This is a genomic window from Gemmata sp. (genome assembly GCF_051859125.1).
In the GTDB taxonomy this organism is placed as follows: domain Bacteria; phylum Planctomycetota; class Planctomycetia; order Gemmatales; family Gemmataceae; genus Gemmata.
In genome coordinates this window covers 18,138-38,898 of sequence record NZ_JBHYGG010000284.1, presented here as the reverse complement: position 1 = coordinate 38,898, position 20,761 = coordinate 18,138, and the positions used below count along the sequence as shown (strand labels likewise).

General features: G+C 71.4%; 20 protein-coding genes and 1 pseudogene. 18 read left to right on the top strand and 3 right to left on the bottom strand.

Features of this window, described 5'->3' with window-relative positions:
• The first annotated feature begins 241 nt into the window (after positions 1-241).
• The 10 genes from ACTIGN_RS29460 to ACTIGN_RS29415 all read left to right on the top strand — a co-directional run bounded on the left by ACTIGN_RS29460 (position 242) and on the right by ACTIGN_RS29415 (position 4,862).
• The gene (locus ACTIGN_RS29460) at positions 242-697 is read left to right on the top strand and encodes a type II toxin-antitoxin system RatA family toxin (protein WP_439630653.1); all 456 of its coding nucleotides are present in this window, start codon (positions 242-244) and stop codon (positions 695-697) included.
• 126 nt (positions 698-823) lie between these two features.
• Positions 824-1,489, top strand: coding sequence for an HNH endonuclease (locus tag ACTIGN_RS29455; RefSeq protein WP_439630651.1), 666 nt, complete (start codon positions 824-826; stop codon positions 1,487-1,489).
• On the top strand, positions 1,486-2,667 hold the full coding sequence (locus tag ACTIGN_RS29450; protein WP_439630649.1) for a DNA modification methylase: 1,182 nt from the start codon (positions 1,486-1,488) through the stop codon (positions 2,665-2,667). Before ACTIGN_RS29455 ends, ACTIGN_RS29450 begins: the two co-directional genes overlap by 4 nt.
• Positions 2,667-2,921, top strand: coding sequence for a hypothetical protein (locus tag ACTIGN_RS29445; protein ID WP_439630647.1), 255 nt, complete (start codon positions 2,667-2,669; stop codon positions 2,919-2,921). Before ACTIGN_RS29450 ends, ACTIGN_RS29445 begins: the two co-directional genes overlap by 1 nt.
• 65 nt (positions 2,922-2,986) lie before the next feature.
• The gene (locus tag ACTIGN_RS29440) at positions 2,987-3,382 is read left to right on the top strand and encodes a hypothetical protein (protein WP_439630645.1); all 396 of its coding nucleotides are present in this window, start codon (positions 2,987-2,989) and stop codon (positions 3,380-3,382) included.
• A 9-nt stretch (positions 3,383-3,391) separates the two neighbouring features.
• The gene (locus ACTIGN_RS29435) at positions 3,392-3,841 is read left to right on the top strand and encodes a hypothetical protein (RefSeq protein WP_439630643.1); all 450 of its coding nucleotides are present in this window, start codon (positions 3,392-3,394) and stop codon (positions 3,839-3,841) included.
• Positions 3,832-4,053 (top strand): hypothetical protein, encoded by a 222-nt coding sequence (locus tag ACTIGN_RS29430; protein ID WP_439630641.1) that lies wholly within the window; start codon positions 3,832-3,834, stop codon positions 4,051-4,053. Before ACTIGN_RS29435 ends, ACTIGN_RS29430 begins: the two co-directional genes overlap by 10 nt.
• Positions 4,050-4,277: a hypothetical protein gene (locus ACTIGN_RS29425; protein ID WP_439630639.1), complete on the top strand. Its 228-nt coding sequence runs from the start codon at positions 4,050-4,052 to the stop codon at positions 4,275-4,277. Before ACTIGN_RS29430 ends, ACTIGN_RS29425 begins: the two co-directional genes overlap by 4 nt.
• 65 nt (positions 4,278-4,342) lie before the next feature.
• Positions 4,343-4,579, top strand: coding sequence for a hypothetical protein (locus ACTIGN_RS29420; RefSeq protein WP_439630637.1), 237 nt, complete (start codon positions 4,343-4,345; stop codon positions 4,577-4,579).
• A 19-nt stretch (positions 4,580-4,598) separates the two neighbouring features.
• The gene (locus tag ACTIGN_RS29415; RefSeq protein WP_439630635.1) at positions 4,599-4,862 is read left to right on the top strand and encodes a hypothetical protein; all 264 of its coding nucleotides are present in this window, start codon (positions 4,599-4,601) and stop codon (positions 4,860-4,862) included.
• A 296-nt stretch (positions 4,863-5,158) separates the two neighbouring features.
• On the opposite strand, the pseudogene ACTIGN_RS29410 reads toward ACTIGN_RS29415, so the two are convergent.
• Positions 5,159-6,319: pseudogene (locus tag ACTIGN_RS29410) on the bottom strand (IS630 family transposase).
• 112 nt (positions 6,320-6,431) lie between these two features.
• Between ACTIGN_RS29410 and ACTIGN_RS29405 the strand changes: the two are divergent.
• Positions 6,432-6,953, top strand: coding sequence for a helix-turn-helix domain-containing protein (locus ACTIGN_RS29405; RefSeq protein ID WP_439630633.1), 522 nt, complete (start codon positions 6,432-6,434; stop codon positions 6,951-6,953).
• Complete coding sequence (locus tag ACTIGN_RS29400; protein ID WP_439630631.1) at positions 6,940-7,482, top strand: transposase; 543 nt, start codon at positions 6,940-6,942, stop codon at positions 7,480-7,482. The genes ACTIGN_RS29405 and ACTIGN_RS29400 overlap by 14 nt, the downstream gene beginning before the upstream one ends.
• 113 nt (positions 7,483-7,595) lie before the next feature.
• On the opposite strand, the gene ACTIGN_RS29395 is transcribed toward ACTIGN_RS29400, so the two are convergent.
• Entirely contained in the window at positions 7,596-8,177 is a 582-nt protein-coding gene (locus ACTIGN_RS29395) for an ECF-type sigma factor (protein ID WP_439630629.1), read from the bottom strand.
• A gap of 159 nt (positions 8,178-8,336) precedes the next feature.
• Between ACTIGN_RS29395 and ACTIGN_RS29390 the strand changes: the two genes are divergently transcribed.
• The 6 genes from ACTIGN_RS29390 (at position 8,337) to ACTIGN_RS29365 (ending at position 19,085) form a co-directional block, all read left to right on the top strand.
• Entirely contained in the window at positions 8,337-8,675 is a 339-nt protein-coding gene (locus tag ACTIGN_RS29390; protein ID WP_439630627.1) for a hypothetical protein, read from the top strand.
• Positions 8,676-8,761: 86 nt separating this feature from the next.
• Positions 8,762-10,654, top strand: a complete 1,893-nt coding sequence (locus ACTIGN_RS29385; protein WP_439630625.1) for a serine/threonine-protein kinase — start codon at positions 8,762-8,764, stop codon at positions 10,652-10,654.
• Positions 10,655-10,699: 45 nt separating this feature from the next.
• Entirely contained in the window at positions 10,700-14,155 is a 3,456-nt protein-coding gene (locus ACTIGN_RS29380) for a caspase family protein (protein ID WP_439630623.1), read from the top strand.
• 46 nt (positions 14,156-14,201) lie between these two features.
• Entirely contained in the window at positions 14,202-16,475 is a 2,274-nt protein-coding gene (locus tag ACTIGN_RS29375) for a caspase family protein (RefSeq protein WP_439630621.1), read from the top strand.
• 176 nt (positions 16,476-16,651) lie between these two features.
• The gene (locus tag ACTIGN_RS29370; protein WP_439630619.1) at positions 16,652-18,220 is read left to right on the top strand and encodes a hypothetical protein; all 1,569 of its coding nucleotides are present in this window, start codon (positions 16,652-16,654) and stop codon (positions 18,218-18,220) included.
• Between the two features lie 583 nt (positions 18,221-18,803).
• Complete coding sequence (locus ACTIGN_RS29365; protein WP_439630617.1) at positions 18,804-19,085, top strand: hypothetical protein; 282 nt, start codon at positions 18,804-18,806, stop codon at positions 19,083-19,085.
• A 224-nt stretch (positions 19,086-19,309) separates the two neighbouring features.
• Here the strand turns inward: ACTIGN_RS29365 and ACTIGN_RS29360 are convergent, their stop codons facing one another.
• The gene (locus ACTIGN_RS29360; protein WP_439630615.1) at positions 19,310-20,743 is read right to left on the bottom strand and encodes a DUF1501 domain-containing protein; all 1,434 of its coding nucleotides are present in this window, start codon (positions 20,741-20,743) and stop codon (positions 19,310-19,312) included.
• Positions 20,744-20,761 lie beyond the last annotated feature (18 nt).

The following is a 20,761-nucleotide window of genomic DNA, read 5'->3' as shown; positions in this document are numbered from 1 at the left end:
GCGGACCGGGCCGCCGACTGGCTGGAGCGGTGCATGGTGGAGGCGGTGGCCCCGGTCCTCGACCCGGTGCCCGTCGAGGTCGACGTCACCGTCGGCCGCACCTGGGGCGGGTAGGCCCGAGCCCGGTCGGAGGGACAGCTCCAACCACCCTCCCCTGGTTGATCGCGGGCACCGTCTTACGGTTCGGGCAGTGTCGCCGTCATTGTGGAAGCCGGCGTGCCCGGCCGTGGGGGTGCGGGACATGACCTTCGAACTGTCCATCGAGATCGCCGCGCCGGTCGCGGACCTGTTCGCGGTGACGCAGGACTACGAGCGGCGGCTGGCGTGGGACCCGTTCCTGCGGTCGGCCGAACTGCTCGCCGGGGCCACCGCCCCCGGTGTCGGCGTGCGGGCGTACTGCGTCGCCCGGAGCGGCCTGGGCATGGAGACCGAGTACGTGTCGTACCGCCCGCCCCGCGTCGCGGCCGTGCGCATGACGCGGGGCCCGTGGCTGATCCGCTCGTTCGCCGGCTCGTGGCGGTTCACCGAGGTCGCGCCGGGCCGGACCCGGGTCGCGTTCCGGTACGCGCTGCGGGGCCGGTTCGGGTGGCTCACCCCCGTGCTGGGTCGGGCGTTCGCACGCGACACGCGCAAGCGGCTGGCCGCGCTGAAGGCCGTGGTCGAGTCGGGGGAACTGGTTCCTACGAGTGGTGCCTGAGAGCAAACCGGCCGGGCGCGGCCCCGAGAATCTTTCGAAATGTCCGCCGATCACCCGACACTTCTCCGGCGGTCCGTGTAGTTCCCAGGTAGGGGCGGTGCCGCGCCCCCGAACGGGAGGTGCCGGATGCTCGTCGAGATGAGGCCCATCGACTCCATCAAGCCGTACCCGGGGAACCCCCGGCTCAACGACCCCAGCGTCGACGCCGTCGCCGCGTCCATCAGCGAGTTCGGGTTTCGTGAGGAGTGGCGTGCGATCCCGGGCTACGAGGGGTTGTACGAGGTGTCCGACCACGGCCGGGTGCGGCGCAGTAGCAAGTCCCGGATGGCACCGGCCGGGTACGTCCAGAAGCTCCGGCTCTCGTGGGACGGGTACCCGCAGGTCGGCCTCTCCAAGCACCAGCGGTTCTGGCACGTCAAGGTCCACCGGCTCGTGGCGCTGGCCTTCCTCGGCCCGCCACCGTTCCCCAAGGCCCACGTCGCCCACTTCGACGGGGACAAGACCAACAACCGCCTCCCGAACCTCCGCTGGGCGACCGCCGCCGAGAACGAGGCCGACAAGCGCCGGCACGGCCGGGCGCGGGTCCCCGCGGGGGAGCGCCACCCCATGGCCCGGCTGACCGCGGACGCCGTGCGGGCCCTCCGCCTCGCGGCCCGCGACCGCCCCATCGCCCTGGTCGCCCGTGAGTTCGGCGTCCCCCACCTGACCGCGTACGACGCGATCGTCGGACACACCTGGCGGACCGTGACCGACCCGCCCCCGCTCCCCCCACGACGGAGGAAGGCCTCGTGAACGTCGAACTCATGCAGCTGGACCGGCTGACACCCTGTGAGAACAACCCCCGCCGGAACGACGGCGGCGTGGACGCCGTGGCCGCGTCGATCCGCGAGTTCGGGTGGCGGGCCCCGATCGTCGTCGACGAACACCTGGTCATCGTCGCCGGCCACACCCGGTACAAGGCCGCCAAGAAGCTCGGGCTCACCGAGGTCCCGGTCCACGTGGCCCGCGGGCTGACCCCGTCCCAGGCCCGCGCGTACCGGATCGCCGACAACCAGACTGCAACTCTCTCCCAGTGGGACGACGACAAGCTCGCCCTCGAACTCGTGGCCCTTCAGCAGGACGGGTTCGACCTGTCCCTCACCGGGTTCCCCGAGGACGACGTCCTCCGGATGCTCACCGCCCCGGAGCCGCTCGTCGGCGACCCGGACGAAGTGCCCGACCCGCCCGCCGAGCCGGTGACCAAGCCCGGCGACCTGTGGGTGCTGGGCCGGCACCGGCTCCTGTGCGGCGACGCCACGAAGCTTGACGACGTGGCCACCGCCCTCGGGGATGGCACCGCGGACGTGCTGCTGACGGACCCGCCGTACAACGTCGCGTACGAGGGCAAGACCGCCGACCACCTCACCATCGCCAACGACGACCTGGACCCGGCCGCGTACCGCGCGTTCCTCGCGTCGGCGCTGAAGGCCGCGGGCTCGCACCTCAAGCCCGGCGGCGCGTTCTACCTGTTCCACGCGGACCTCACGGCCCTGCCGGTCCGGCTCGCCTGTGCCGACGCCGGGCTCACCATCCGCCAGGGGCTCGTGTGGGTCAAGTCGGTCCTCGTGCCGGGACGCCAGGACTACCAGTGGAGGCACGAACCCGTCTTATATGGTTGGGCCGACGGGGCCGCGCACACCTGGCTCTCGGACCGCTCCCAGTCGACGGTCCTCGAGTTCGACAAGCCGGTCAAGAACAGCGACCACCCGACCCCCAAGCCCGTGGACCTGTTCGCGTACCTGCTGGGCAACTCGTGCCCGCCGGGCGGCACGGTGCTCGACCCGTTCGCCGGGAGCGGCACCGCACTCGTCGCCGCCGAGCAGACCGGGCGCCGAGCGGCCCTGCTCGAACTCGACCCCCGGTACGCGGACGTAATTATTGCCCGCTATGAGCAGCTGACCGGGAAGGCCGCGGAACGGCACTCCACCTGATGATCCCCGGAACAATCCTGACGCGGGGGCGGCACATGCAACTCGGCGGACGGATCGAGCGGGCCGAGCGGGCACTGAAGGACCGCCCCCGGGCCGACCAGTTCACCACGGTCCAGGCGGTCCCCGTGGGCCGCTCGGGCGGGCTCCCCCTCGGCCTGCACGCCGATGGCCCGCCAGGCTCGACCGCCGGGGTCCTGGTGTACGACCCGGCCGCGGGCCGCCCCGCGGTGCCCGAGGGGCGGATGGCCCCGTAGGGGCTGTTGATCGTGTGCGACGCGGAGTTCGTAGACGGGCCCCTGTGACTTTGTGGAGGCGTGCCGTGGCGGAACAGCGGAAGAAGAACGAGGACGCCTTGCTCCTGGCCCTGGCGTGCGGGGCCACGGTCGAGGCCGCGGCCCGCCAGTGCAACCTCACCGACCGCACCATCTACCGGCGGCTCAGCGAACCCGCGTTCAAGGACCGGCTCCAGGCCCTCCGCACCGACATGGTCGCACGGGCCGCCGGGATGCTCACCGCGGCCGCGGGCGAGGCCGTGCGGACCCTGCTCCAGTTGCAGAAGGACGCCCCCGCCACGGTCCGGCTCGGGGCCGCCCGGGCGGTCCTGGAACTCGGGATGAAGTTGCGGGAGGTGGCCGACCTGGAGGCCCGGATGGCGGCGCTGGAGGCCCGGCTCGCGGAGCAGGACAAACCCGGGCCCCGCGGCCTGTACGCCTGAGGAACCGCGATGCGAAGGACTGCCCTTCGCGTCACCCGCCTTGAATCGCTCGCCGCCCGCTCGGTTGTGCCGGCAGCGGACGCGGCCGTTTCCGCGCGGGACACGTGGGCCGAGGTCCTGGCCCTCGTGCCCGGGAAATTCACCGACGCACTCGCGGCGAAGTTGGGCGGGCCGTACGACGCGGACCTCGAGGCCCTGGCGTCGTGGGCGTCCGCCCCACTGGCCCCGTGGGCCCGGTCCCCGGCGCCGGGGCTCGTGCTCCCGGCGGCGCTGGTCGCGTGGGTCCTGGACCCGCCCCACCGGTACTGGGTCGGGCACCACTGCGGGGCGTGCGGGCTCGCCGTCCCCGTCGGCCTCGACGACCCCATCCGCCCGTTCCCGGCGTGCCCCGCGTGCGGCGGGGCCACCTCCTACGCGGCCTACGACCGGCCCCATCCGGAGGACCACTCGTGCGGCTGACGGCCCGGTTGAAGAAGCTGGTGAGCGCCCTGCCGGCGTGCGACCCGATGGTCCGGTGGCTGGCCCCCGAGGGCCAGGTGCCCAGTGATGCCGACCGGTGCGTCCGGTGCGGCGGGTCCCACGTCGTGTACGCCGAGGAGGTCATCGTCACCTCCCGCACGGAGGCCGACGCCGTGCTCGCCCGCAACGGTCCGAACGAGGGCGCGTCATGACCCTGCGGCACCGCGTGCGGGCGGTCGAGCGGACCGCCGGCCGGCACCGCGCCCCCGAGCCCCGCGCCAGCGTGTGCGACCGGATCGAGGAGCTTGCCACGCTGTTCGCCGCGCACCCGACCACGTTTCCCACGGCGGTCGAGGCCGGTATCCTGGCCGCGGTCGAGCGGCAGATAAGGGCCGGCGAGCTGTTCGTCGGTGCTCCCTCGGAGGCTCCGCTGTGACCCTGGCGCGCCGCCTCAGCGCTCTCGAACAGCGCGCCCCCGCCGCCCGGTCGGATCGGCGCCCGGTGCCCGAGGACCCGGTGGCGTTCGCCCGCGGGCTCCTGGCCGGGGCGTTCGGCCCCGAGGACCTGGACCCGCGGCACCCGCACCACTCCGGGTGGCTCGCCACCGCGGTTGCGTTCCTCGGCACCCTCACCCCCGAGCACCGCGCGTGGGAGGCGGAGGCAGGGATCAAGGGCGAGGTCCTGGACTCGGACAACGACATGCTCGCCGCGCTGGACGCGGTCATGCGGCGGGGCTGAGTTGAAACCGGAGGCAGCGATGGCGATGCAACGGGGCAAGTGCCTCGGGACACGGCTTGCCCACCTGGAGGCCCGCGTCCCCGCGCCCTCGATCGAAGTCACCGGCCCGCGGACCGAGGACGAGTGGCTGGCCGCCTTCGGAGACATGGGCCGGGACGGGTTCTTCGCCCCCGAGCCCGAGTTCCCCGAGGCCCTGGCCTTGTTCCACGACGCCGTGGCGGCCGGCCCGCGCCTCGGCCGACCCGCCCCCGGAGTCGAGCCCTGCGCCCCGTCCCCACACTAACGCGAGTTGAACTGGCGGACCGGGGGCCGGTTCCCGGACCTCGACGCCGCGTTCCTCTGGATCGCCGAGATGGTCCACCGGATCGAGGCCGTCATCCCGCCGGTGACGGAGGCCGAGTTCCGGGAACTGGCCGCGTGGTTCGCGGCGAGCGAGGCCCTCTTGCGGCAGATCGCGGGGCCGCCGGAGGTGCTCGACCTGGGCGGGGTGCGATGGACTGGGTGCGGACACCTCCGGTACTACTTCGCCAGGGGGCATCGGGCCGACGGGGCCGGGCAGATCGCGGTAGTAGACCACCACTACTCGATTGCGGGGTATCGGCGGCGGAGCTTGATCCGGGCGTCGGCCGTCGTGAACCGCCAGTTCACCCCGACCGCCCGGTCGTTCCGCTCGGCCTCCCACGGCTCCAGTTGGTCGAGCAACGCATCGACCGACTCGATCCGCCGGTCCAGGCACTGCCGGGCCAGCACACTCAGCTCGATCTCGGCCACGTTCAGCCGCGACCCGTGCTTCGGGGTGTGGTGGACCTCGATCCGCTCGGCGATCCGCCTCGCCTGCTCGGGCGGGAACGCCTCGTACAAGCTCGCCAACTTGTGGGTGTTCAGGTTGTCCATCACCAGCACGATCCGGTCGGCCTCCGGGTACACGTCCTCGGCCAACCACCGCACCACCTCGGCGAAGTCCTTCGCCGTCCGCCGGTCGGTCACCGCCACGTGCCGCCACCCGGCCAGCGGCTAGGACATCATGAACAGGTTGGCCGTCCCGTTCCGGACGTACTCGTAGTCGAACCGCTCCGGCCGGCCGGGCTCCGGGGGGAGCGGCTGCACCACCTCGCCGACCAGTTGCTTGCTCGCCTCGTCCAGGCACACCACCGGCCGCTTCTCGTCGTGCGGGCGGTGGTACACGTCGAGCACGTCCTCCATCGCACACACGAACCCGGCGTCGGCCTCCGGCGGGAGGCACCACTGCTCCCTCAGCCACGGCTTGATCGCGTTTTTTTGGAGCACCCGTCGGACCGTCTCATCGGAGACGGTGTCTACGACCTCCAACTCGACCAGCCGGTCGGCCAGCAGTTGCATGGTCCACCGGTTCCGGCCGTCGGGGGGCGACGAGCAGGCGAGGGTGATGAGCCGGGCCTCGGACCGCCCGTCGAGCTTCGGCGGGACCGGCGGGCGGGCCGCCTTCTTCCGGTCGAGGGCCGCCTCCAGGCTGTCCTCGACGAACCGCTGGCGGACCCGGGCGACGGTGTCGGTGCTGACCTCCACGGCGTCGGCGATGCGGTCGTCGGTCCACGCCGGGCCACGAGGGCTGGCATCGGCCCTGAGCAGGATGCGGGCGTGGGCGAGCTTCTGGGCGGCCGCCTTCCCGGCCGCGATCAGGTCCCGGAGCTGCTGCCGCTGGACGTCGGTCAGGGTCACCTTGTACTTCTTCACGGGTTCCTCCCGATGGTGTGCACCCATCAGGAGTAGCGATGCGAGGCCGCAAGTCAGCGGTGGCGGTCTAAGCAGGTCCGCAGAAGTTCTTTCGCAAACTGACCTATCGTGGTAGCCTCCCAAGTAGGGGAGGACAGCCGTGGACACCTTGACCCTGACTTACTGGCAACGCCGGCACCTCGAACGGCAACTCCACCCCACCCACGATGCCCGAGTGTACCGCCGTACCCTGGCGGTCTTGGAGATCGCCGATGGCGAACCCGTTGCCTCCGTCGCCCGCCGACTTCGGGTCACGCCCCGGGCTGTCTACCACTGGGTCGCGACCTACGGCCGTGACCACGCCCCCGATGCCCTCCCTGACCGCGACCGGTCCGGGCGACCCCGACTGCTGACCCCGTCGGACCGGGAGTTGCTCCGCGAACTCCTGGGCTGCTCTCCCCAAGAGATGGGCTACTTCGCAGCCCAGTGGACCGTGCCGTTGCTTCGCGGGCACCTGACCCGCCGCACCGGCCGGCCGTTCTCCGACGACACCCTCCGGCGTGAGTTACAGCGACTGAGTTACACCTGGAAGCGTTCCCGCTGCACTCTCGACCCGGACCCCGAGTTCGGGGGGAAAAAAGAGGAGCATCCTGCGCCAGATCCGGCAATTGCCAGCACGTAGCGTCGTCCTGGCCGAGGACGAGACGGACCTGCTGCTGTTCCCGCCGTTGCGGGCCGCCTGGTCACCCCGGGGCCACCCCAAGGAAGTACTCCTCTGCGGGCGGAACGGCCGGTGTGTGGTCTTCGGGGCGATGAACCTGCGGACCGGCCGTCGGCTGTTGTTGCCCCGGGAGCACCAGCGGGCAGCCGACTTCCAGGCGTTCCTGCGGGTGGTACGCAGCTCCTACCGGGGCTGGCACGTGGCGATGCTGCTGGACGAGGACCCGAGCCATACGGCCAAGGGGTCGGTCCGGTTGGCCGACGAGTTCGGGTTCGAGTTGCTGTGGTTGCCCAAGTGGGCACCCAAGCTCAACCCGATGGACACATTGTGGGGCCAGGCCAAGGACGTGGTGGGTGCCAACAAGCAGTACGCCACCCTGGAGGAACAGGTCGAGCAGTTCATCGACCACCTGGAGAGCCAGTCACCCGAGTGGGCGTTGAAGACCACTGGCGTCTTCTCAGACAACTTCTGGTTGGGAAACGTCTTGTGAAAGAACTTCTGCGGACCTCCTTAGTAGTCCCCCTGCAACTTCTCGCGTCATCGCACCCTGTCCGCTTCTTGAAGTTCTCAAAACTACCGCCGCCACCGACGAGAACTGTGTCGTCACCCGAACCCGAGGTTCAGCCAGGTTTCCCGGATGCGCCGCAGTTTGCGCTCGACCGACGCGACCGCCTTCCCGATGGCGGCGGCGGTTTCCACATTCGTGTGGCCCGCGAGTGCCAGCTCGGCGACCCGGCGCAACTCGGCGTCCCCGAGCGCCGCGAGGAGCCGCTCGGCCCCTTCTGCGAGCACCGCGGCTTCGGCCGGGTCGGGGTCCGCGGACGCGACCGGTACGCCCCCGGGCACCGAGTCCGCCGCTGCGATCTCGTGGGCCGCGAAGGCCCCGCCGCGCTTGAGCCGGTTCTCGTCGCGGACCGCGTTGCGGGCCTTGTTCGCGGTCAGCATGAGGAGCACCTGCCACAGGTCGTCGCGGTCGCCGAGCTTCGGGAACTTCCCCGCGGCGACCGCCCGCACGAACCCGTCGAACGCAGACAGCGCCGCGTCCTCGCCGTCGGCCGCGGCCCGCCGGAACCGCAGGTGCCGGCGGGCGTGCTCGACCAGTTGGGCGAAGTACCGTTCCCACAACTGCCCGACCGCCTCGTCCCGGTTCCGGCCGGCCTTGAGCTGGTCCAGCAACACCGTCACGCTCCCCGGTCCCGTCATTCCCGAGCCCCCGCGTCCACGGTCACTTTACGGTCGCCCGGCCCGGCGAAAAAAAATCCGGAGCTGGTGAGGGGTCCGGGCCGCGGGCGGGGATGGGTCCGGTGTCAGGGCACCCCGCCCACCCGAACCCAGGAGAACCCGATGATCGCGTACCTCACCCACGACCAGGTGAACGCCGCGCTGGCCCGCCGGATCACCGACCGCCTCGGCCTGGACCTCACCGTGCTGGCGCTCAAGGACGCCGACCGGGCGGTCGCCGCTGACGCCGTGGTGCTCGACCTCGACAGCCTGCCGCGGGACGCCCGCTCGAAGCTGTTCCTGCGGGTCGGCAGCGGCGAGCTGCGGTCGGGCGTCGGGGTCCACTCGTACCACCTGACCGCGTCGGAGGCCCGCACCTTGCGGCGGGCGGGGGTCCGGGCGGAGCGGCGGTTGACGGCGGCCGCCCTTGTCCCCGCGGCCCCGGCACACGCCGTGGCGTGAACAATCGGTGAAGCTTATAGCGAGTTCGGTCCGCTGAGACTACCATCAGACAGGTTCCGGTCCCACACCCGCGAGAAAGGCACCGCATGTCCCACACCCCCGAGCCGGGGACCGTGGCCGCCGGTGAACTCGTCGATCGCCTGTGCGACGAGTTCGAGCAGGGGTGGCTCGGCGGTCGCCCGGTGCCCCTCGCCGACGCGCTCCGGGCCGCGCCCGCGGTCCTGTGGCCCGAGCTGTTCCGCGACCTGCTCGCCGTGGAATCGGAGTACCGCGGCCGGGACGGGCGGCCCGTGACCGTTGCGGAGGCCCGGGCCGTGTACGGCCCGCTCGGCCCCTGGGCCGAGGCGGCCATCCAGGACGTCCTCGGGCCGACCAGGCACTGGGAGTACGGCCGCGACGCAGCGCCCGCCGGGCCGCTGTCCGCGGCGCTCGACCCGCGGCCCGCGGACCTGCCCGAAACCGTTGGCGGGTACCGCGTGGTGCGGCGGCTCGGCCAGGGCGGCATGGGGGTCGTGTACCTGGTCGACGACCCGCTCGGGAACCGGCAGGTCGCCATCAAAATGATGCACGCGCGCCACGCGGCCGACGCGAGCGCCCGTGCCCGGTTCCTCCGCGAGGCCCGGTCGGCGATGGCGGTCGAGAACGACCACGTCGTCGCGGTGTACCAGGTCGGCGTGGACGGCGACGCGCCGTTCCTCGTGATGCCGCTGCTCCGGGGCGAGTCGCTGGAGGAGCGCCTGGTCCGCGAGCCGCTCCCGCCGCTCGACCTGGTCGTGAAGGTCGGCCGCGAGGTCGCACTCGGGCTGGCCGCGGCCCACGACCGGGGGCTCGTTCACCGGGACGTGAAGCCCGCGAACACGTGGCTCGAAGGGGACCCGGCGGCCGCCGACCCCGCGGCCCGGGTGCGGCGGGTGAAGGTGCTGGACTTCGGGCTCGCCCGGAGCGTGGATGGGGCCGACGGGTTGTCGCTGACCGGGGCCGTGGTCGGGACCCCGGCGTACATGGCCCCCGAGCAGGCCGCGGGCCGGCCCGTGGACCCGCGGGCCGACCTGTTCAGCCTTGGGGCCGTCCTGTACCGGATGGCCACCGGGCAGCCGGCGTTCGCCGGCCCGAGCATGACGGCGGTCCTGACCGCCATCGCGACGTTCGACCCGCCGCCCCCGGCGAAGGTGAACCCCGCGGTCCCGCCCGCCCTGTCGGAGCTGATCTCCCGGCTCCTTCACAAGAACCCCGGCGAGCGGCCCGCGACCGCCAGCGAGGTGGCCGACGCGCTCGCCGCGATCGGGGAGCACCGGCCCCTGGCGGTCGCGGTGCGGCGGCCCGCGGCGGTGTGGGCGAGGCGCGCCGCGGCCGCGGTCGCGATCGTGGCCCTGGTCGGCGGCGCGGCGGTGGTCGGCCGCTCGCTCACCGACCGGTGGAGCTGGGCCGCCCCGGCCCCGACCGAGCCGGTGGACCTGGCCGTGATGGTCCGCCGCCCGGGGTTCGACCCGAGGCCGCTCGCCGAGGTCGTCCCGCTCCGCAGCGGGGACCACCTGCAGGTGCGGTTCCGGGTGCCGGCCCGGGGCCACGCGGCCCTGGTGTACGTGAACGGGGCCGGGCACCTGACCCTCTTGAGCACCTACCCGCCGCGGGCCGCGGCGCACGAAGTCGTGTGGCCCGCGGCCGGGGAGGGGCGGGAGTTGACGCCCCCGGCGGGCACGGAGTTCCTGTTCGTCTGCGGCCGCGCCGACCGCGCCCCGACCGCAGACGAGCTCCGGGCCGCGTGGGACGCCGGAACCGCCTGGCCGCCGCTCGAACCCGCGGGCCAGTTCATCGTCCTGCGGCCCGAGGGGCTCTCGGTCGAGGGCCCCCGACCCCGGGACTTCGGGGCGACGGTCACGTTCCCCGAGCGCGACCAGGTGAAGCAACGGCTCGGCGCGCTGCGCGAGAACTTGAGCGGGTTCACACTTTTGGAGGGCGTCGCGTTCCGGCACGAGTGACCGCGGCCCGCCGGCCCATTAACCCTCGATCCGTTTGGAGGCGGTATGTTCCGACAGCGCGCGTTGATCGTCGTGGCGACCTGGGTCGGCGTGGCGCTGCTCGCGCCGCCCGCCCCGACCCAGGACAGGCCGCTCCTCGTGGACCAACTCGGCCACCAGGACACCGTCCGGTTCGTCCGGTTCTCTCGCGACGGGAAACAAGTTCTGACCGGGGGCGAGGACCGCTCGGCGATCCTGTGGGACGCGGCGACCGGGAAGGCGCTCCAGCGGTTCGCGGGGCACGCCGATCCGGTGACCGACGGGTTCTTCTCCCCCGACGGAAAGCGGGTCATCACTGATGGCGATACCAGCACTGGCCGGGGGTTACGACTCTGGGACGCGGTCACCGGAAAAGAACTTTTTCCGACCCTCCAGGCTGGTTCGTTCGGGCCGGGGCCGGTTGCGTTCACGCCCGACGGCAAGAAGTTCGCCACCGCTCAGGGTTTCGAGATCCGCATCTGGGACGCAAGCACCGGCAAGGTGCTTGCATCCCATAAGAACTTTGACAACCATTACACGGTGCGGATGCTCCATTTTTCTCCCGACGGGAAAGCACTTTTGCTCGGTGGGCAGGATTTTAAAGCTAAAGGTGCCCCTCCCGTGCTCTTGCTGTGTGCGGTCGCGACCGGCAAAGAGGTGCTCCGGTTCAAGACCCCGACCCCCATCGGGAGCGGCGCGTTCTCCCCCGACGGCAAGACCGTGCTGGCCGGGAACGACAAGATCACCCGCGAGTGGGACGCGAGCACCGGGGCCGAACTCCGCACGTTCGACGGGGGCCGCACGGTCGCGTACTCTGCGGACGGAAGGCACGTCCTCACGACGGACGGCGCGTGCAACCGAATCTGGGACGCGGCCACGGGCAAGCTCGTCCGCGAGACGAAGGCCCCGCCGAAGTCGCGGCTGTCCGGCGCGCTCTCGCCCGACGGCAAGGCGCTGCTGGAGCGGACCGACGCGGAACTCCGGCTCACCGAGGTCGGGACCGGGAAACTGGTGTCGTCGCTCCCCGTGGGTAAGGGGATGGCCTACCGGTCCGAGGTGGTGTCGCCGGACGGGACGGTGATCGTCGCGGCCCGGGACACCGCCGCGATCGTGATCGATGCGAGCACCGGGAAGGTGCTCCGCAGGCTCGACGGAACGGGGGTGGCCGCCAACGCCGTCGCGTTCTCGTCGGACGGCAAGCTCGTGCTGACCGGGGGCGAGGACGGCACGGCGTCGCTGTGGGACCTGTCCCGCGCCGCCCGGGTGCTGGTGCTCCGGGGGCACACCGGCAGCGTCACCGCGGTGGCCATCTCGCCCGACCGCGAGCGGCTGGCCACCGGGAGCTTCGACAACACGGTCCGGGTCTGGGACGCCGCCTCCGGGAAGGAACTGACCCGGTTCAAGGGCGGCGGCATCATCTTCTCGGTCGCGTTCTCACCCGACGGGAAGTCGGTGCTGTCGGGCGGGTTCGACACCGCCCGGGTCTGGGACGTCGCCACGGGTAAAGAGGTTCATGCGTACTCGACCCTCGCCAAAAACGACTTCTCGCGACAGGACCTGGTGAAGTCGGCCGCGTTCTCGCCCGACGGCAAGCTGATCGCCCGCGGGGGCAGCACGTCCGGGTTGATTGTGTGGGATACCGCGACGAAATCGAAGCTCGCACCCTACGACCGCAAGTTCACACCCGGTGAGGCAATCGCACGCGTGGTGTGCGTCGCGTTCTCCGTGGACGGCAAGAAACTCGCCACGGTCGATGAGAGCGGTAAGGTCGAGGTCCGCGAGCCCGCAACCGGCAGGCCCGTGAGCGGGGTCTACCGGGAGAGCCGCCCCAAACAACCCGGGCAGGGCGACCGGGCCGGGCCGGTTACGTGCGTCGCGTTCTCGCCCGACGGGAAGTCACTTCTGACCGGGTGCCGAGACGGCACCGTCGAACTCTGGGGCTTCCCGTTCGCACGCCCGTTCGGGGCGCACGCGGCGGCGGTGACGGGCGTGGCGTTCTCGCCCGACGGTAAGTTCGCGGCGACCGCCGGAGCGGACACGGCCGCACGGATCTGGGACGTCGCCACCGGCAAGGAGGTGTGCAAGCTCATGAGCTTCCGCAACGACTCCTGGGCCATCCTCACGAGCGACAACTACTACGCCGCGGCCCGCGGCGCGCTGCCGTCGCTCGCGTTCCGGTTCCGGGACCGGGCGTTCACGTTCGAGCAGTTCGACCTCCGGTTCAACCGCCCGGACAAGGTTCTGGAGTGCTTCACGTTCGCCCAGACCGAGCTGGCCGCCGCGTACCGCGAGGCGTTCCAGCAGCGGCTCAAGCGGATGAACTACACCGAGCCGATGCTCGGGAACGATTTCGAGGTTCCCGAAGTCGAACTTGCGGCCGCCCCGCCCCCGTCGACCCGCGAGCGAGCGATCAAGCTCCGGGTGAAGGCCCGCGACGGGAAGTACAACCTGGACCGCGTCCACTGGGACGTGAACGGGGTTCCGCTCCGCGGCGCGAACGGCATCGACGTGCGGAAGCCGGCCTCGCGGGCCTGGGAGCAGGACGTGGAGGTCGAACTGTCGGCCGGTGAGAACCGGATCGACGTGTCGGTCCTGAACGAGAAGGGAACCGAGTCCCTGCGGCAGACGGTGACGGTCCGGTGCGACGCGGCCGCGAAGAAGCCGGACCTGTACGTGGCGGCGATCGGGGTGTCGGACTACGCGGACGCGCGGTTCAAGCTCGTGTACGCGGACAAGGACGCCCGTGACCTCTCCGATCTGCTGGCGGGCAAGAAGGCCACCTTCGGCGAGGTGAAGGTGCTCAGGGTGCTGAACCGGGACGCGACCCGGGAGAACATTCTGAAGGCGGCCGAGTTTCTGAAGCCCTCCGGGGTGGACGACGCGGTGGTGGTGTTCCTGGCGGGGCACGGGGTGCTGGACGCGAAGCGGGACTACTACTTTGGGACCGCGGACATGGACTTCGCGGACCCGGCCAAGCGGGGTCTCCCGTACGCGGCGCTCGAGGGGCTCCTGGACGGGGTCCGTGCGCGAAGGAAGCTCCTCCTGGTGGACACGTGCCACTCGGGCGAGGTGAACAAGGAGGACACCGCGCTCCCGAAGGGCGAGGCGCAGCCCGACGGGGCGGTGCGGGTCGCGTCCCGGGGCGGGTTGACCCCGGAGGCCCAGCCCCGGGTCGGGCTGAAGAACTCGTTCCAACTCATGCAGGACCTGTACGCGGACCTGCGCCGCGGGACCGGTGCGGTGGTGGTCGCCTCCGCGGGTGGGGCCGAGTACGCGCTGGAGTCCGCCGAGTGGAAGAACGGGGTGTTCACCTACGCAGTGCTCCGCGGGCTCAAGGGGGCCGCGGACCGGAACAAGGACGGGAAGGTGCAGGTGCTGGAGTTGCGGGGGTACGTCGAGGAGGAGGTGCGGCGGCTCACGGGGGGCCGCCAGTCCCCCACGGCCCGGAGCGACAACGTCCTGTTCGACTTCGCGCTGGAGTGACACCCGCACCGCACCCACCGGTCGCCAACCCCGCGAGGAACCCGACATGCCAGGTGTTCGATTGAGCCGGAGCGTGATCCTCGGGATCGTCCTGGTCGCGGGCGGCCTCGCGGCGGGGCTCGCGTCGAGTTACCTGCTCCCGCGGCGAGGGCCGGACCGCGCCGAACCGACCCCGACCCGGCCCGAAGGGGGCTGGGCGCCGGTCACCCCCTCCGGGCCGCACGCCCCGCCGCGGCCCCCGCAGGAGCCGCCGAGCGAGCCCCCGCTCCCGCCCCCCGGCACCGGCGATCCGGGGAAGCGAGCGCTGCTGATCGGGGTCACGAAGTACGACCACCTCGGACCGTCGTGCTACCTGGAGGGGCCGGGGAACGACGTGCGGCTGATGCGGTCCACGCTGGTCCGGTGCTACGGGTTCCGGCCCGAGAACGTCGTCTGCCTCACCGAGGACGAGGGGAAGCCCGAACTGCGGCCGACGCGGGCCAACATCGCCCGCGAGTTCCAGCGGTTGGCAGAGGCCGCGCGGCCCAAGGACCAGGTCGTGGTGCTGCTGGCCGGGCACGGCGACCGGCAGCCCGAGTCCGACCCGCCGGACCCGGTCGCGCCGGAGCCCGACGGCATCGACGAGATGTTCCTGCCCGCCGACGTCAGGCCGTGGCAGGGCCACCCCGAGCGGGTGCCCAACGCGATCACCGACAAGCAGCTCCGCGACTGGCTCGCGGCCGTCACTTCGAAGAAGGCCTACGTGTGGGCGATCTTCGACTGCTGCCACTCCGCGACCCTGGGCCGCGAGGCGGAGCGCGTGCGCCAGCTCCCGCGCGGGGGCCGGGAAGGGGTCATGGTGCCCGACGAGGAGTTCGCCAGGGCCCGCGGCCGGGCCGAGAAGCGGGCCGGCCGCCCCGGCCCGAAGTCTACCGAGCAGTTGCTCGCCCCGGCTTCCGACGAGTACCTGGTGGCGACGTACGCGTGCCGGGAGTACGAGACCACCCCGGAGGGGCCGCAACCGGCGAGCGCGCCCGGGGCGAGGGTTCACGGCCTGCTGACCTACACCATAGTAGGCGTGCTGGAGCAGTCCGCACGGTCGACGTTCCCGGTCACCTATCGCGAGCTGATGCACCGGGTCCAGGCGAGTTACCTGGCCCGGCCGCAGGGGGCACCGACCCCAACCGTTGACGGGGCCGGTGCGAACCGCGTCGTGCTGGGGACCGAGAAGCCGTTCCGACCCGACATCGCGCTGACGCGGGTCCGGGGCGAGTACGTCGCCGGCGTCGGAGACCTGCACGGGATCACGCCTGGGAGCGTCCTCCGGGTCCGCTCGCCGGCCGGCGGGAAGGAGCCGCCGCGGGTGCTCGGGTACGCCCGCGTCGAGCGGACCCGGCCCCTGGATTCGGTCGTCGTCCCGGTCGAGTACGAGGGGACCGCAAAGCCGCCCGAACTGCCCGCGGTCGCGACGTGCGAGGTCGCCGCCGTGGACTACTCGGTGGGGCACCTGCGGGTCGGGGTCGAGGGCAATCGGACCGGCGAGGTGAAGCGGCGGGTCGCGGCGGCGCTCGGCACGCTCCCGAAGGAAGAGGCCGGGCTGTTCCAACTCGTCGGCGACGCCCCGCACCTCGTGGTGCGGGCGACGCCGGCCGGTCCCGAGTTACAGGTGGCTTCTGGTAATCGGCCGCCGGTCCCGCTCCCGCCCCTGGGCACGGAACCGTTCGCGGAGGCGCTCACGCGGAAGCTCAAGGCGGTCCACCGCGCCCGCGGGCTGATCGCGGTCGGCACCAGCCTTGAGGCCGAGCGGACCCGCGGCGGCGACGGGCCGAACATCAAGATCGAGGTGCTGAGTCACAACGGCCCAGGTCAGGGGGTGGTACTCGAGCGGCCGCCGACCGGGTGGGTGTTCCGGCCCGGCGACCGGATCTCGTTCCAGGTGACGAACACCAGTCCCAGCCGCCGCGTCGAGGTGTCGCTCCTGATCGTGGACCCGGACTACAAGATCGACCTGTTCTACCCGGCGCGGAGCCAGGTGAACAAGGCGCTCGAACCCGGCGCGCGGTTCACCACCGGGATCGGGACGATCAGCAACCGGCCGCCGTTCGGTCCCGAGCAGATGGTCGCGATCGTCACCGCCCCGACGAACCCGCCCGTCGACTTCGGGCTCCTGGCGCAGCCGGGGGTGCGGGAGCGCGGGTACACGGCGAAGTCCCCGGTCGCGCAGCTCCTGGAGCGGAGCATGTACGGCACCGGGGTGCGTTCCGGGCTCACCGCGTTGGAACTCGGCGACCAGACCGCCCGCGTCCTGAGCTGGCGCACGGAACCCGCCCCGCGAAAGTGACGCGCCGGTTGGGTAGTCGGCCAGCTCACGGTCGTGGGGGCGAGCCGTGCGGCTCCGTCCCGAGGAACTTGTGTCGAAGTGCCGCTGCGGGTGCCTTGTGCCTGAGTCTCGTGGCGTCACGTTGCGAACTGCTGCTTGAGGTCCGCCGGTCCCATTCACCGAGGGAGTGCATTGACATGACGCACCGCGTCGCTGGGGTCGTGACGGCAATCACGATCTGCCTGGGCTTATCCGGGTGCGGGAGTAAACCCGACGACACCAAGGCCGCACCCGGCGCGGCCGAGGCCGAGGCCGAACGCACCGCCGCAAAGGGAGCGGAGAAGGCCAAGTCGTCGGGCCCCCCCGGGGGCGAGCCCGCGAAAGCCGTGTTCGACTGGACGCTACTATCCACCCCGGGCGACGTCACCGAGCAAATCCGGGGGAACCTTCGCGACGGTACGCTCGATCTGATCGTCGCGAAGATCGTCCTGACCTCATCGGCTCAGTTGGTCAAGGCCGAGATCGACCCGAAGTACTTGGTTCTCACGATCCGGGTCGACGCGCCGGAGCAAGTGGTCCGCTTCGAGGGAATGGCCGGGGCGCTGGGCCACTATTCCCCCCAGGGAGCGCAGTTGCGCCCCGTGTCGATTCCCAGGGACCCGCACAGCGAGCGGTTCCAGAGAAAGGGTGTCCTCCAGATCGGGGTCAGGCACCCGCACCCGGAACGGGTCCAGGTCGCGCTGAACCGCCCGCCCACCACGCCGCGGTTCGAGATTCCGAAACCGACGAGGCCCGACCCGAGCCAGTACAAGCCGTTCCCGGGCCAGCCGGAGGAGCCGGTGGCGGCGAAAATCGATCCCCTGCTCCCGGACCCGGGCACGGGGTACAAGCCGCGGTCCGAGGTCTTCTCGCAACTCGCCGCGGCGGTGTCGTACCAGTACACGATGCCGGGACGCGACACCACGAAATGGAGCAAGGAGTTCTGGCGGAAGCACGCCTCGCAGGCGGGGGCCAAGTACCCGGACCCCGGCGTCCAGAAGTACGCCTCGGCGATCCTGGCGCGGGCCAAGTCCGATGCGGCGGTGGACCCCCGGTCGTTGCGCGCCGAGTTGCTCAGCAAAGCGGAGAACCTCGACCGCCGGATGCTCGGCTTCGGCACCCTGAAAGGGTACGAACCCGGGCCGATGGGCGACCGGCCGGTGTTCGCACGGGGGAACGAGCCGGACCCGGCCGCACAGGCCGAGGCCCAGCGGCTCCGGCGAATCGCTCAGATGAGCGACGCCGAGCTCAAGGACTGGGCGACGAAGCAGCGGGACCAGAACACCTTTGAGGACCTCTTCTTTGGTGACGGGGTCACGAACAACAGAGAGGATCAGTACAAGAACCTCGTCACGGATGCGTACAAGGCACTTGCGGCCGAGGCGAAGAAGACGGCCGGCCCCGCGTCCAAGGTCCCCCTGGTGAAGCTGACGCGGCCCGATTCCTCGCGCTTCACGCTCCGCAACACCAGCGGCCGCACCCTCACGGACGCGTGGCTGAGTACGAACTGGGCGTTCACCAAGAGCGACAAGGCGAACGAGTTCGGCCGCGGCAACGGGATGTTCGTCTTCATCCCGGTCTGGAAGCCGAACGAGGACGTCGCGTTGACCCTGATCCCGCGGGAGCCGAGTGTGCTCCAGACCGTCGTGAGTCTCTACGCACGGGAAGCGTCGTTCGAGGACGACAGGTTCACGTTGCTCGATCCGAAGAACCCGAGCTTGAAGTAGGCGGCGTCAATAGACCGGGGCAAGTCGGTCAGAGAGGTCGACTCAGGTCGTCCTGTACAACAATGATGTCTGCGGGTACCACAGGGACTTTCCGGGGCCGGTCGAGGTCGTCGTCCGAGCGGATGTCCGTTGTTCAGACCGGCGGTGGGCAGACCGCTTCCAGCGCCCACCGCAAGGCCCGGGGCGGCCGCGATCGGAACCGAGGTGCTGCCCTCGGCGTGTGCCGCGCCGACCGCCCACGCGGCCGGGGACGTGGCGAAGTCACGAGATGTGCGTGCGGGAAGGCGTGGGGCCAGGCCGCATCGCGGAGATAGTGCCTCAGGAGGCCACCGAGCCGCGACCGGCACCGGACCCGCTCCGCGGGGGAACGGGACCACGGCCGGCTCGTGCTCCGCAGAATCAAGTGAACGGTCCCCGGTGAGGGGCACGCTGCCCACGCCCTGGTGCGGACGCTCACCGTTGTCGTGTGCCAGGAACTCGGTCGCGAGGTGCCGCAGGTGGCCCGCGCCCAGCACCACGAAGTGGTCGAGCGGCTCCTTCCGCAACGTCTGCGCGAGCCGCTCGGTGTGGGTGATGAGTGTCCATGTTCGGGGACATCGGGCCGACCCTCTTCCCCTCGCACCCGTCGGCCGCCAACACCGCGTCGAAGTGGCCGTTTAACTTCGAGTCGTGGTCGATCAAGAGGTGCGTCGCGGACAGGCCCCAGTCGGCCATCTGCATCGATGCCTTGCGGGCCTGCTGCCTGAACCACTCGTCGGTCGGGTTGGCGGAGATCCCGACCTCGAACGCACGCTGGGTGCCGACGTGGATGACGAACAGCAGGTATAGGTCCACGAACCCGCCCTCGTCGCTGTCCGCACCGTGAGGAAGTCGCTGGCCCACAGGGTCCCCGCGTGCCGCCGCACGAACCCTTCCCATGTGCCGCGGCCCGCTCCGGGGCCGGGCCTCCTCCCTCCATGCCGGTCGCCACCGTCTCGCCGCTCACGAACCGAGCGCCGGGTCAGTGCCGCTCGGGCACGCCGCACGTAAACACTCCTGGTTCGAAACGGGGTGACAGCTTCCGGGACCGTTCCGGGCCGCCCGACCGGCTCACCGCAGGAGGCCCTTGATGACGTGCCCGTGAACATCGGTCAGGCGGCGGCGGATGCCGTCCTGGTAGTACGTCAGCCGCTCGTGGTCCAACCCGAGCAGGTGGAGCGCGGTGGCGTGGAGGTCGTAGCAGTAGGTGGGCTGGCCGGTCGCCTGGTACCCGAGGTCGTCGCTCGCACCGTACGCCACACCGCCCTTCACGCCCCCGCCGGCCATCCAGGCCGTGAACGCGCCCGGGTTGTGGTCCCGGCCCGCCCCCTGGGCGGCCGGTTGCCGCCCGAACTCGGTCGTGCAGATGACCAGCGTCGAATCCAGGAGCCCGACCCGCTTCAGGTCCTTGATCAGTGCGGCCGCGCCGCGGTCCAGGACCGGCCCCCAGTACCCGTGGTCCCGGGCCAGGTCCTCGTGGCTGTCCCAGTTCGGGCGGACCTTCTTGGCCGTCGTGTTCTCGGCACCGCAGTACACCTGAACGAACCGCACGCCGCGCTCGACGAACCGGCGGGCGAGGAGGCACTGCCGCCCGAACGGGCCGGTGTCGGGGTCGTCGAGCTGGTAGAGGCGCTTCGTCTCGGCGGTCTCGCGGCTCAGGTCGGCCACCTCGGGCGCGCTCAACTGGAGCCGCCCGGCGAGTTCGTACGCCGCGATCCGGGCCCCGAGTGCGGTGTCCCCGGTGCGCTCCCGGGCGTGGGCTGTGTTCAACTCCCGGAGCATGTCCCGGACCGGGGCGTCGGCCTCGGGTCGCCCGGCCAGACCCTTCGGCGGGAACAGGTCCGTGATCAGGTCCTTGTCGGCACCCGACTCGATGAGCGTTCCCTGGTGAACCGCCGGCAGGAACCCGGCCCCCCAATTCGCGACGCCGCCGGGGGGCAGGCCCCGGGGGTCCGGGAGCACCACGAACGCCGGCAGGTTGTCCCCCACGGTTCCGAGCCCGTAGGTTACCCAGGATCCCATGCTCGGGAACCCCGGGCGGGTGAACCCGCTGTTCATCATGAACATCGCCGGCCCGTGCAGCGCCGACTTGCTCTGCATCGAGTGAACGAACGCCAGGTCGTCCACGCACCCGGCCAGTTGGGGGAAGAGGTCGCTCACCCACTTCCCAGACTCGCCGTGCTGGCGGAACTTCCAGAACGAGGGGCGGCAGTTCCCCGGCTTCGAGGCGAAGAACGTCAGCTTGCCGTCCGGGTCGAACGGCTTGCCCGCCCGCTTCTCCAGCTCCGGCTTGTAGTCGAACGTGTCGACGTGGCTCAGCCCCCCGGGGCAGAAGATCTGGATCACCCGGGTCGCTTTCGCCGGGTGGTGCGGGGGCCGCGCCGCGAGCGGGCTCGCCCCGCCGGCGGTCTCCGCGGCGAGGTGGCCGTCGCGGTGGAGCAGCGAGGCGAGGGCGACGCCGCCGAGTCCGCCGCCAGCCCGCCACAGGAAGTCACGTCGGTCCATGTCGGTCCCCGGTCGGAG